Origin of the sequence: Curtobacterium sp. MCSS17_016, from assembly GCF_003234255.2 — a bacterium.
Taxonomy (GTDB): Bacteria; Actinomycetota; Actinomycetes; order Actinomycetales; family Microbacteriaceae; genus Curtobacterium; species Curtobacterium flaccumfaciens.
The window spans coordinates 1378088-1390633 of sequence record NZ_CP126254.1; the positions used below are offsets into that span (position 1 = coordinate 1378088).

Here is a 12546-nt window from a genome sequence, read left to right on the forward strand (position 1 = left end):
GGCGTCAGCGCTACCGGATCTCGAGGTCGTACAGCGAGTAGCCGTACGGGGTCGCCCGTTCGACACCGTGCACGCGGACGTACCGCCACGAGCCGTCCAGGGCGTGCCGGTCGGTCCTGCCGTCACCGTCGGTCTCGGTGGCGAGGGTCGTCCACCCGTCGTCGCCCGCGTTCCGCGCCTCGATCCGGTAGGAGCGTCCGAAGGCGTCCTCCCACCGGAGCACCGCGCCGTGCAGGCGGTGCGGTGCGCCGAGGTCGACGGCGAGCCACTGGTCGTCGGTGTGCCCGCTCGCCCAGCGCGATCCCGGGTCGCCGTCCACGGCGTTCCGTGCGGGGACGCCGTCGCCCTCGTCGGCCGATGACGACACGGTCGCCCGTCGTGCCAGGTCCGGCGTCGGTTCGCCCTGCGTCGAGGTGACGCGGAGGTCCCAGAGGGAGACACCGAACGCAGTGTGCCGGCGGTCTGCGACGACCCGGACCCAGCGGCCGGTGACGTCGTCGCCCTCCAACCGGTGGATCACCTCGCCGCCGGTCCCGTGGGCTTCTTCCGCGACGGTCCGCCAGGGGGCGTCTTCGTCGTCGCGGACCTGGACGCGGTAGGCCTCGGCCCACGCGGCCTCCCAGTCGAGCTGCACCTGGTCGATCGGCACGACCTGCCCGAGGTCGACCGCCAACCACTCACCGTCGCGTGCTGCGCTGGCCCACCGGGTCCGGTCGTCGCCGTCCACCGCGTTGCCGCCGGACAGGTCGCCGCGCTCGTCCGACGAGGTGGTGACGGGCTTGCCGGCGGCCACGTCACGAGAGCGGGCGGGTGCCGTTCCGCCGTCGTCGTCACCGTCGGTCGCCTCGTCGAGGGTCGTGACGGTGGCCGTCCCGGATGCTCCTGGCACGGTGGCCGTCACCGTCGCGGTCACGCCGCCCTCGGTCGCTGCGGTGACGACGCCGTCCGGTTCGACACTTCCGCCGCCGTCGACGGCCCACTCCGGGCGGTCCGCGGCGAGCCGCCCGCCGAACCCGTGGCGGTCGAACCCGTAGGCCGCCATCCGGACCGTGTCACCGGTGCGGACGGTCGCGGTGCGCGGCGCGACGAGGACGTCCTCGACGTCGACGGTCGAGGCCGCCGGGGTGCCGGACACGTGCACCTCCCAGATGGAGTACCCGTACCCGGTGAGGCGGTCGGTCAGGTGCAGGCGCACGAACCGGGCGGTCTCGCCCACGGGCACCGTGTCCATGTCGGCCGTTGTCTTGTCGACGGTCCGCACGTCGCGCCAGGGGCCGTCGGCGGTGTCCCGGACCTGCAGCACGTACCGTGCGGCGGCGGCGTTCTCCCAGTCCACCCGCACGGTGTTGACGTCGGTCAGCCGCCCGAGGTCGATCGTGTAGTCGACCTCGTCCACACCGTGCGCGCTCTCCCACCGGGTGCTGCGGTCCCCGTCGACGGCCTTCCCGGCGACGTTCCCGCCGTCCGAGGAGCTCGCGTCGACGTCGGCACCCGCTGCGGCGTCGGGGATCGACGTCACCGAGGCGACGACCGCCGAGCCCTCGACACCGCCACCGGTCGCGACGACGTACCCGGAGCCCGCGGCGGTGGTCGTCACGGTGCCGTCGGTCCCGGCGCTTCCGGCACCGGTGTACGACCAGGTGACGTCGGCGGGCAGGGCCGCCGGGTCGCCGTACTGGTCGTGGCCGGCGGCACGGAACCGCTGTGGCGTCCCGACGACGAGCCGGTCGAAGCCGGGCGTGACGTCGAACCCGGTGAGGACCGGTGCCGGTGCGACCCGGAAGGCGTACGACCCGTGCACGCCGCCGATCGTGGCGGTGACGGTCGCCCGCTCCGCGCGCTCCGATGCACGGTGGACGCCGTCGGCGCTGATCGTGCCGGTGTCGGTCGACCAGGTGACGTCGTCCAGCGCGACGGTGGCGCCGTACTGGTCGTAGCCGGTGGCGGTGAAGGTCGTGGTCGCACCGGGGACGATCGTCTTCGGGGCGCCCTCGGTGCTGACGACCACCTCGGTGAGCCGCGCGTCCAGGTGCGACGTGATCTGCGTCTGCGCCGGGACCGCGATCTGGCCGATCACCTCGGTGCCCTCGTAGACGTCGTACGTGTGCTGCACGGTGTCGGGGTTGTCGAGCACGTAGCTGATCGTGCCGTCCGGTGCGCGGAACACCTGGCTGAGCGGGTCCGAGGTGTGGCGGTCGGTGACCTCGGTGCCGACGGTCCGGTTCGACATCGCCTGGTGGTAGACGAGGCCGGCCATCGACTGTCCGGTCACGGCCGGGTCGTCGGCGGCCCACAGTGCGGCGTGCACGTCGGCGTAGGTGTCGGGGTCGTACTGCCCGAGGAACCCGAGGACGACGTTGCCGAGGGCGTCACCCATGCCGCTGAACACCCGCGCGGCGTGCTCGGTGTCCTCGCCCGGGGTGTGGTCGGTGAGGTCGACGCCGTACAGCTGGTCGATGGTCGCGGTGTCGGCGCGGAAGTCGTCCACCAGGAACGGCATCAGCGGGGACGGCGTCGGCCAGTCCTGGGGCTTCCGGTCGGCGGTGGGACCGTCGAGCTCGGTGGGCACCAGCGAGTCGGGCAGGTTCTCCGGGGTCCAGTACCGGTCCGGGAACACCACCCGTCCGTCGTCGTCCACACTCACCAGCAGGGTGTCGGTGGCCGGGTCGTACAGGGGGTTCGCCGCGGTTCGCCGGGTGACGTACCCGGGGTGGTTCGTCTCGACCGCGCGGATCGCGTCCTGCAGCTCACCGATCGCGGCCGGGCGGTCGCGGGTGATCTTCACGTCGCCGTAGCTGCCGACGCCCCACCACTTCTTCGTGAGCATCTGGATGCGTGCCGCGTTGCCGTCGGTGACGCCGGCCTGCCCGATGGACTCCGGGCGGGCGGCCATCATCTCGCGCATCAGTGCCTTCGAGAAGCCCGGGTCCCAGCCGAAGTAGTCGAACCACGGGGCGATCGGCATCCACTGGATGCCGGAGATCCAGGCGGGGTCGCCCGAGAAGTACGTGGCGTGGGCCTGCCCGGAGTCGAACAGGATCCCCGCCTGCCCGTGCTCGTACTCGTCCGGGAACGCGCCGTTGCCGTCGTACGACGCCGAGGCGGGGTTGCCGCGGACGTTCTGCCAGTAGTCGCGGACGGCCGCGCGTTCGGTGACGTACTGCACCGCACCGGCGGCCTGCATCTCGTCGTCGCCCAGGACCGAGCCGAGCAGGAAGAGCCCCGCCTCGGACTGGATCGCCTCGGACGACGACTCCTGGTTGTTGCCGCCGGGTGACGACACACCGCCGGCGTTCGACCGGCCCTCCCAGACGCCGAACGTGCGCATGTGCGGGAACCGGGCGTCGTCGCGGTCCCAGTTCGCGTACTGCTTCGCGAGGAGTGTCGCCATGCCCTGGTACTTCGCGGCCCACTCGTGGTCGACCCGGCCGAGCATGGCGGTCGCGACGGCGAAGTACCCGTAGTGGAAGTGGTTGTCGTTGAACTGGGCCGACCCGTACGAGTCGGCGAACCCGATCAGGGCCTTCCACGTCGGGTACATCGCGAAGAAGTGCTCCGCTTCGCCGTCCGTGTACGTGTACCAGTCGGTCAGGGCGCGCTCGAGGGTGTCCTGCAGCGTCCGGGCGTCCTCGGTGGCACCGATCTGCCGCGCGATCGTCATGTACTCGGCGAGCTGCAGGACGTCCTTGCCTCCCCAGTAGGTGTCCCCGCCGTACGTCGTCTTCGCGGCGTAGTCGTGCAGGTACTCGCGCATGACCTGCTCGGAGTACGGGTCATCCCCGACCGCCTCGGGTGTGGCACCGATCGGCGTGATGCCCGTGAACGCGTAGTCCAGGGTCCAGCCGTCGTGGCCGACGGTGGTCCGCATGGTGCCGCGCGGGGTCTCGTACGTGGCGCCGGTGAAGCGCAGGTTCGTGGTGGCGTCGGCGTACTGGTGCTGCAGCCAGCCCTGCACGGTGTCGTGGTTGTCGCCCTGCAGCGGGTCGGTGCGGATCGCCCACTGCTGGCGGACGTTCGCCGCCGCCGGGTCGTACGAGTACGTCATCGTCGTGTCGCGGGGGACCGCGAAGGCGGTGCGGTGCAGGTCGTCGAGGGACAGCCCCTGCTCGGGCACCGCGCTGAGCACCAGGTAGGGCGTGCCGGATGAGGCCTCCAGCGCGTTCCCGACACGGGTGAAGGTCGTCCCGTCGGGGGCGTGCACGCCGAAGACGTGGCCGTCCTGGCGGATCTCGAACCGGTCCGTCGTCACCGGCAGGTCGAGCGGTTCGCCGTCCCCGTCGGTGATCTCGGCACCGTCCTGCAGGGTGAGGCGCGGGGTCATGCCGTGGAACTCGAACCACTCGTACGGCGAACCCTGCACGCTCGTGACGTCCATGTACTGCCCGCCCGGGCCGTCCTGCGGCATCCGCCAGCTGACGTTCCAGTCGCCCCAGCGGAGCGCATCGGCCTGCTTCGCCCGGAACGTGGTCGCGAAGCGGTCATCGAGGCCGTCCGGGGCGTCGGTGAGCAGGACCTGGTCGACCAGCACGTGTGCCCACCCGGCACGCAGGTCATCGACGATCCGCAGCTGCGCGGACTGCCCTCGGTGGGCGGAGACGTCCCAGCTGTCCCAGCGCAGCTGTTCGCTGTCCGTCCCGGTGCTGCTCGCCACGACGTCGCCGTCGACCAGGAGCTGCACGGCTTCGTGGTCGGGGTGCCGGCCACCGCCGACCAGGAACGCCAGGGTCGAACGGTCGATCGTGAACGCCGGCGAGGTGAGCGTGCCGGTCGCGCCGTCGCCGTCCTCGTCGCTGAACGAGTTCAGGAAGCGTCCGCCGAGCCACCCGGAGACCGTGCTCTGCCCGGCGGCCGTCCCCGTGGCCGTGCCGGTGAACGCGTCACCGGTCGCGGTCCAGCCGTCGGGCAGGCCGTCCTCGAAGTCGGCGAGGGCGCGGTCACTCGCGTCGGGGGTCGGCTCCACCGTCCCGCCCACCGTCACCGGGGACTCCAAGCGCATCGCTGTGCCGTCGCTGTTCCACCGCGTCGGGATCGTGAGCTTCGTGCCCGCGGCACTGTTCGACGAGACGAACGGGTACGCCCACATGTCGCCGGAGTACTTGCTGACCAGCAGGTCCGTCCACCACTGGTTCGTCGGCACCGGCTCGCCGGCCTTCGACGGGTCGATGTACAGCTCCTGGTCGAGCGTCTTCCGCACGTCCGCGATGTCGGTGATCTCGTCGGGCGGGGTCGGCGCGTAGGAGCCGGAACCCACCTGCACGCCGTCCGCGGCGGGACCGACGCGGGACGAGCCTCCAGGCTGTTCCTGTGGTGCGGCCACCGCAGCGGTCGGATCGGCCGGTGAGCGCGGGGTGTCCGAGGTCGCGGCGTGCGCCGGGGTGACGGCGAACGCGAGCAGCGTGGCGGCGGTCAGTGCGCCGGCGGTGGCGCTGACGGCCGCTCGGCGGAACGACCTGGGACGGACGGCGGGACGCGGTGAGGTCACCGGGACTCCTGTCGGAGGGGTTCAGCCGGACACGACGTCCACGGCCGAGACGGGCTGGGTCTGGTGGTGCGGGGCCTGCACACGGACAGATCGGCAGGGCCGGTCCCGCCGTCAGCAGTCCGCGTTCTGGGGATGCCCTACCGTTGGCCCCATGCCGACCATCGGACTGCGCCGGATGGTGCCGCGCGACCCCGACCAGCGACACCGGGCCGCGAGCCCCCTGGAGCTCCTGTTCGACCTGGTGTTCGTCGTCGCGGTGGGCTTCGCCGCGACGAACCTGCACGAGATCGAGCTCGAGGGACACGTCGCCTCCGCCGTCCTGGCCTACGGGCTGGTGTTCTTCTCGATCTGGTGGGCGTGGATGAACTTCACCTGGTTCGCCACGTCGTTCGACACCGACGACTGGCTCTACCGGGTGATGACCTTCGTGCAGATGGCGGGGGTGCTCGTCCTCGCCGCCGGGGTGCATGCGGCCATGGTTGAGAACGACTTCACGATCGGCGTCATCGGCTACGTCGTCATGCGGCTGGCCCTGGTCGGGCAGTGGATCCGCGCCGCCGCGTCCTCCACCCGCTACCGGCGGACCGCCACCCTGCACGCCGTTGGCATCACGGTCGTGCAGGTGCTCTGGGTGGTCTCCCTGGCCCTGCCCGACGACGTCTGGTCCTATGCGGCACCGTTCCTCGTGCTCGCCGAGCTGTCGGTGCCGATCTGGGCGCAGACCTCGACGGGGACGGCCCCGTGGCACACCCGGCACCTGGCCGAGCGGTTCTCCCTGTTCACCCTCATCGTCCTGGGCGAGGGACTGGTGGCGTCGGCCGGCGCGGTGATCGACGCCCTCGCGCACACCGAGCACCTCGGAGCCCTGCTGGCGCTCGCCGGGTGCGGGCTGGTGATCACCGTGGGCATGTGGTGGATCTACTTCTCCCGTGAGCAGCACGCACACATCCGCTCGCTGCCCACCGCGCTCGTGTTCGGCTACGGCCACTACTTCGTCTTCGCCGCCGCCGGTGCCCTGCCCGCCGGCATCGAGGTCGCCGTCAGCGCCGACGCCGGACACGTCGCGCTGTCGTCCGCCTCGGTCGCCGCGACCGTCGCGGTGCCGGTCGCGGTGTTCGTGCTGTCGATCTGGGCGCTCGCGATCCGGCCGTCGCTGTCGGCACGGGCCAACGCCATCGTGGTGGCCCTGGTGCTCGTCGTCCTCGCGTCGATCGCGGTGCCGGCGGTGTCGCTGCCGGTCACGGCGCTCGCCGTGGTGGCGGTCGTCGTGACCCTCGAGGTCGCGTCCGCACGGACCGACACCTGACGGACGACGGACGACGGACGGGAGGCACGGCGCCAGCTGGCACCGTGCCTCCCGTCCGTCAGGTGGTCGCGTCGACGGCCCGTGCGAGGTTCCGTCTCCGGTGCGAGGGCACGTTCGTCGCACCGACTACGGAACCTCGCACCACACCGCGCGCGCCGCGCGGCTCGTCAGCGCTCCGGCTGCTCCGTCGCGGGCCCGTCGTCCGCTGCCGGTCGCGCGTCGAGGCTCGGGTCGACCGCCGGGTCGGCCGAGACCGACTCGGGCCGCACCGGGAAGTCCTCGAGCGCGCCCGCGCCCACCGTCGGGGCCGCGGTTCCGCGGCCGCCGCGCACGCGGTTCTTCACCGCGGCCCAGGGGCGGCCGAGGCCGGACCGTGCCGGACGCTCGGTCGGCGCCTCGACCTCGAGGCCGTAGTAGGCGCCGACGTGCTCGAGCAACACCTCGCGCTCGGCCTTGTCGTAGGCACGGCGCTCGCGGGTGAAGGCGATGATCGTCGACCAACAGGTGAGCAGCAGGACGATGCTGAACGGCAACGCGGTCGTGATCGCCGCCGTCTTCAGGGCGTTCAGTCCACCGCTGAGCAGCAGGGCGACGGCGAGCAGTGCAGCGACACCGGCGAAGAAGACCCGCAGCCAGTTCTTCGGCTCGATGTCACCGCCCGACGCGATCATCGCCATCACGAGCGAGCCGGAGTCGGACGAGGTCACGAAGAACACGCCGATCAACAGGATCGCGCCGTAGGTCAGGACCATGCCGGCGGGCAGGTCGCCGAGGACCGCGAACAGCGACCCCTCGATGTCGACCGAGCCGTCCGAGCCGATCAGGCCACCCGAGCCGTCGGTCTGGCGGTGGATCGCGGTGCCGCCCAGGACGGCGAACCACAGGAACGTGAGCGCGGTCGGCACCAGGAGGACGCCGAACACGAACTGTCGGACCGTGCGGCCCTTGGAGATGCGGGCGATGAAGACACCGACGAACGGCGCCCACGACATCCACCAGCCCCAGTAGAAGGTGGTCCAGGCGCCCTGCCAGGCCTCGCCCTCGGCGCCCTGCTGCGCGGTGACGTTGAACGACAGACCGACGATGTTCTGCAGGTAGGAGCCGATCGACTGCACGAAGTCACGCAGCAGGAACTGCGTCGGGCCGACGATGAGCACGAACAGCAGCAGTGCGGCGGCGAGCAGCAGGTTGAAGTTCGACAGGATCTTCATGCCCTTGGTCACACCGGTGACGAGCGAGACGATCGTGACGGCGGTGATCACCGCGATGATGGCGATCTGGCTGACGATGCTGCTGTCGGCGATGCCGGCGCTCTCGAGTCCGGCGCCGATCTGGATCACCCCGAGGCCGAGCGAGGTCGCGACGCCGAACAGCGTGCCGACCAGGGCGATCACGTCGATCAGGTTGCCCCAGCCGCCGCGCACGCGGTTGCCGAGCAGCGGTTCGAGGGCCCAGCGGATCGACACCGGTCGACCCCGGCGGTGGATCGCGTACGCCAGGGCCAGGCCGAGGACGACGTAGATCGCCCACGCGTGCAGGCCCCAGTGCAGGAACGTCTGGGTCAGTGCCTGCTGCGCGAGCTCCTTCTCGTTGCCGGTGACGCCGGGGCGCGGGGAGGCGAAGTGGCTGAGGGGCTCGGAGACGCCGTAGAACACGAGGCCGATGCCCATGCCGGCGGCGAAGAGCAGTGCGAACCACGAACCGGTCGAGAACTCGGGCTCGTCCTGGTCCTTGCCGAGCTTGATGTCACCGAAACGGCTGAAGCCGACGAACAGCGAGAAGCCGACGAAGAACGCGGCGATCAGCACGTAGTACCAGCTGAAGTTCTTGACGATGCCGTCCTGCAGTCCGAGGAACATCGCCTCGGCGGTGGCGGGGGAGATCAGGGTGAACGCCACGAACCCCAGCACGATGACGGCGGCGGGCCAGAACACCCACCGCCGCAACTGCGGTGTCGTGGTCACGGGTCCGGGCAGGGGAGGAGTGGTGCTTGCCATGCAGTCCATGGTGCCTGCTCGCGATCCTGTGTGTTCGCCCAGGCGTGTCGTGGTTCAGAAATCGCGCGCGGACTCCGTGGGGTTCCCCCGGCCGACCCGGGCGAGGTGGAGCCTCCGTGACAGCCGGATCACGGGACGGATGAGCAGCTGGACGCTCCCGATCAGGAACAGCCAGGTGCCGGCCGTCGTGGTGCTCTCGGAGAAGAAGAGGACGCTGCCGACGATGAACCAGAGCGCCACCATCACGTCGTTGATGATGCTGATCGTCTCGTAGACCCCGCGGATGCGGAGCTCCTCGTGCCCCACCCGGAGTGCGATGTCCCGTTCGTCCTCAGCCATCAGACGATCCTGCCAGCTCCGTGCCGTGTCCGTCCCGGTGGGCGCGGCGCGCGGCGGTGGACGCGCTGCGCGGCGGACGGGAGGCGCGGGGCGGGCTGGCGCCGTGCCTCCCGTCCGTGGGGCGCACTGACCACTGCCACATGCGATTACAACGTTGACGTACGCTTTACAGCGCTGTAAACAGGAGCCTGCGCGACGATGCGCGACGAGGGAGAGACCCGATGGTGGGAAGCAGGACCGCAACACTCCAGGCGGCGGTGAGCCGGCGGAGGTTCCTCGCGGGCGCGGCCGGTGGCATCGCACTCGGCACGATGGCGCTCGCCGGGTGCGCGACCCCGGGGCGTGCCGCCGGTGGTGCCACGACGCTCCGCTTCTACGAGCAGAAGCAGGAGGTCATCGCGTACTTCGACAAGCTGCTGCGGCGGTTCGAGGGGGAGCACACCGGCTTGTCGGTCGTGCACGACAGCACGTCGGCCATCGCCCCGCAGTTCGTCCGCGGCGAACCGGCGGACGTCGGGTGCTTCAACGACAACCTCGAGCTCGCCCGGTACATCTCGCGCGGCGTGCTCAGCGACCTCAGCGACCTGCCGTCGGCAGCGCGGGTCCGACCGGACATCGACACCCTGACGAACCAGTACGCGAAGTTCGAGGACCGCACGAGCGTGCTGCCGTACTCGCTCGCGGCGGCCGGGGTGATCTACAACAAGCGCATCTTCGCCGAGCACGACCTGCCGGTCCCGACGACGTGGGACGAGTTCGTCGAGGTCTGCCGGACACTGCAGAAGGCTGGCGTCACGCCGATCTACGCCACCGACCGGGACACCTGGACGCTCTGGCAGGGCCTGTTCGACTACTCGGTGGGCAGCCTCGTCGACACCGGCTCGTTCTTCCGGAAGATGAAGGCCCTCGGCGCCGACGTCGGCCCGGACTCCGAGGTGTCGTTCGAGAAGGACTTCGCGGTGCCGATGGAGCGCGCGAAGACCATCTCGTCGTTCTTCAACCGCGACCACGCCACCCGGGCCTACGCCGACGGCAACCTGGCGTTCGGCAAGGGCGAGGCCGCGATGTACCTGCAGGGCCCGTGGGCGCTCGGGCAGATCGCGCTGATCGACGAGAAGCTGCCCGTCGGCACCTTCGCCCTGCCGGTGTCGAACGACCCGGCCGACCGCAAGGCCCGGGTCAACATCGACCTCGGGCTCTGGATCCCCACGGCGTCCGAGCACCCGGAGCAGGCGAAGGAGCTCGTCGAGTTCCTCATGCAGCCCGAGGTCATCGACGCCTACAACCGCGACAACCTGGCGTACTCGCCCCGCATCGACGCACCACCGCAGCAGGACGAGCGCCTCGCCGGCCTGCAGCAGTACGTCGACGACGCGGCGTTCTACCAGGGCGCCGGCACCTTCATCCCCACGTCGATCCCGCTCGGCAACTACCTGCAGTCGGCGATCCGGAGCGGGGACTTCACCTCGATGCTGCAGCGGCTCGACTCGGACTGGCGGCGGCTCGCCGGCCGTTCCGCGACGGTCTGAGCCGGACCAGGACACAGGAGTCACCATGACCATGCAGACCCCGCTCTCCCGCGACACCGACCCGGAGACCTCCGGACCGGCGACCGCGGCGTCCCGTACGCACCGCCGTGTGGGTTCCCTCCACCGGACGGAGGGCATGTACTACCTGTTCCTCGTGCCGGCCCTCGTGCTGTTCACGGCGTTCGTCGTCGCCCCCGCCTGCGTCGGCGTCTTCTACAGCTTCACCGACTACCTCGGGTTCGGGCAGTGGGACTTCATCGGCGTCGAGAACTACAAGGCGCTCGTCTCCGACCCGGCGATCCTGGCGTCGTACGGGTTCACCCTCGGCTTCGCGGCCGTCACCGTCGTCGTCACACAGGTCGTCGCGCTGTCCCTGGCGATCGCCCTGGCGAAGAAGATCCGGTTCGCCGCCGGGTTGCGATCGGTGTTCGTCATCCCGATGGTGATCTCGGGGATCATCGTCGCCTACGTGTTCAACTTCCTGTTCTCGAACACCGTGCCGGCGCTGGCCACGAGCGTCGGTTTCGGCCCGCTCGAGCAGAGCATCCTCGGCGACCCGAACCTCGCCTGGCTCGCGATCGTCATCGTGTCCGCCTGGCAGACCGTGCCCGGCGCGCTCCTCATCTACACGGCCGGCCTGACGTCCATCCCCGAGGAGCTGTACGAGGCCAGTGCGCTCGACGGCGCGACCGGCTGGAAGCAGCTCCGCTCGATCACGCTCCCGCTGCTCGGCGGCTTCATCGTCATCAACACCGTGCTCGGTGTGAAGGGCTACCTCGGCGCCTACGACGTGATCGTCGGTCTGACCAACGGCGGCCCCGGCAGCGCGACGAGCAGCGTCGCGATGACCATCTTCGGCGGCTTCACCGGCGGCGACTACGCCTACCAGATGGCGAACGCGACCGTGTTCTTCATCATCACCGTCCTCATCTCCGTGCTGCAGCTCGCGGCGACCCGCGGAAGGAACCTGCGACTCGCATGACCGCCATCGACACACGACCCCCGACCGACACCCGCGCCGTGACCACCGGCGGCACCGGTCGCTCCGGCCGCGGCCCCCGCCGACGACTGGGCGGCACGAACTGGACGCTGACCGTGGTCCTCGGCCTCGCGTCGCTGACCGTGCTCATCCCGCTGTACGTGACGCTCTCGATGGCGTTCAAGACGACCGAGCAGTCCGTCGACGGCAATGCACTCTCGCTGCCGTTCCCGTTCAACCCGGGCTCGTTCGCCGAGGCCTGGCAGCTGACCCGGTTCCCGGTGTCCTTCTCGGTGTCGCTGGGCGTCGCGGCGCTCACCGTCGTCGCCACGCTGCTGCTCAGCTCGTTCGCCTCGTACGCGATCGTCCGGAACTGGCACAAGCGGTTCTTCCGGTACTCGTTCGTCTACCTGCTCGCGGCGATGTTCCTGCCGTTCCCGGTGGTGGCGCTGCCGCAGATCAAGCTGACCGCCGAGATCGGCCTCGACAACCCGATCGGCGTCGGGATCCTGCACGCCATGTTCCAACTGTCGTTCAGCGTGCTGCTCTACTCGGCGTACCTGCGGTCGATCCCGGTCGAGCTCGAGGAGAGCGCCCGCATCGACGGGGCGTCCACGTGGCAGATCTTCTGGCGGATCATCCTGCCGCTGCTCGGCCCGATGAACGCGACGGTCGGCATCTTCGCGTTCCTGGCATCGTGGAACGACTTCATGATGCCGTCGCTCATCACGGCGGATCCGGGGTTGCAGACCCTGCCCGTGGTGCAGAACATCTTCCAGAGTCAGTTCGGCACCAACTACAACGTCGCCTTCGCCTCGTACCTGATGGCGATGGCGCCCACGATCATCGTCTACCTGTTCGCGCAGCGCTGGGTCATCAGCGGCGTGACGCAGGGCGCGGTCAAGAGCTGAGAG

Annotated in this window: 7 protein-coding genes; 4 read left to right on the forward strand and 3 right to left on the reverse strand. The window is 70.4% G+C overall.

All coding sequences use genetic code 11. The features are described 5' to 3' along the window. Positions 1-10: 10 nt before the first annotated feature. Positions 11-5482 (reverse strand): discoidin domain-containing protein, encoded by a 5472-nt coding sequence (locus DEJ19_RS06665; protein WP_111233744.1) that lies wholly within the window; start codon positions 5480-5482, stop codon positions 11-13. A gap of 151 nt (positions 5483-5633) precedes the next feature. Here DEJ19_RS06665 and DEJ19_RS06670 point away from each other — a divergent pair, with 151 nt between their 5' ends. Beyond that, positions 5634-6788, forward strand: coding sequence for a low temperature requirement protein A (locus DEJ19_RS06670; RefSeq protein WP_181441581.1), 1155 nt, complete (start codon positions 5634-5636; stop codon positions 6786-6788). A 167-nt stretch (positions 6789-6955) separates the two neighbouring features. Here DEJ19_RS06670 and DEJ19_RS06675 read toward each other — a convergent pair whose 3' ends face one another. Next, positions 6956-8785 (reverse strand): BCCT family transporter, encoded by a 1830-nt coding sequence (locus DEJ19_RS06675; protein WP_258377446.1) that lies wholly within the window; start codon positions 8783-8785, stop codon positions 6956-6958. A 54-nt stretch (positions 8786-8839) separates the two neighbouring features. After that, complete coding sequence (locus DEJ19_RS06680; protein ID WP_111100716.1) at positions 8840-9124, reverse strand: YrhK family protein; 285 nt, start codon at positions 9122-9124, stop codon at positions 8840-8842. Between the two features lie 257 nt (positions 9125-9381). Here DEJ19_RS06680 and DEJ19_RS06685 point away from each other — a divergent pair, with 257 nt between their 5' ends. From DEJ19_RS06685 to DEJ19_RS06695, 3 genes are read left to right on the forward strand one after another with little or no spacing between them, the layout of a single operon-like run. Further along, positions 9382-10653: an ABC transporter substrate-binding protein gene (locus DEJ19_RS06685; RefSeq protein ID WP_111233742.1), complete on the forward strand. Its 1272-nt coding sequence runs from the start codon at positions 9382-9384 to the stop codon at positions 10651-10653. A gap of 25 nt (positions 10654-10678) precedes the next feature. After that, positions 10679-11635 carry a carbohydrate ABC transporter permease gene (locus tag DEJ19_RS06690; RefSeq protein WP_111233741.1) on the forward strand — a complete coding sequence of 319 codons (957 nt, stop codon included), beginning with the start codon at positions 10679-10681 and terminating at the stop codon, positions 11633-11635. Continuing rightward, a complete protein-coding gene (locus DEJ19_RS06695) occupies positions 11632-12543 on the forward strand; it encodes a carbohydrate ABC transporter permease (RefSeq protein ID WP_111038946.1) in 912 nt (303 codons plus the stop codon). The genes DEJ19_RS06690 and DEJ19_RS06695 overlap by 4 nt, the downstream gene beginning before the upstream one ends. Positions 12544-12546: the final 3 nt, after the last annotated feature.

Excerpts from the sequence above, each read along its gene's own strand:
- DEJ19_RS06695 (WP_111038946.1), top strand. The coding sequence starts at position 11,632 with ATGACCGCCATCGACACACGACCCCCGACCGACACCCGCGCCGTGACC.
- DEJ19_RS06670 (WP_181441581.1), top strand. The coding sequence starts at position 5,634 with ATGCCGACCATCGGACTGCGCCGGATGGTGCCGCGCGACCCCGACCAG.
- DEJ19_RS06680 (WP_111100716.1), bottom strand. The coding sequence starts at position 9,124 with ATGGCTGAGGACGAACGGGACATCGCACTCCGGGTGGGGCACGAGGAG.
- DEJ19_RS06675 (WP_258377446.1), bottom strand. The coding sequence starts at position 8,785 with ATGGCAAGCACCACTCCTCCCCTGCCCGGACCCGTGACCACGACACCG.
- DEJ19_RS06690 (WP_111233741.1), top strand. The coding sequence starts at position 10,679 with ATGACCATGCAGACCCCGCTCTCCCGCGACACCGACCCGGAGACCTCC.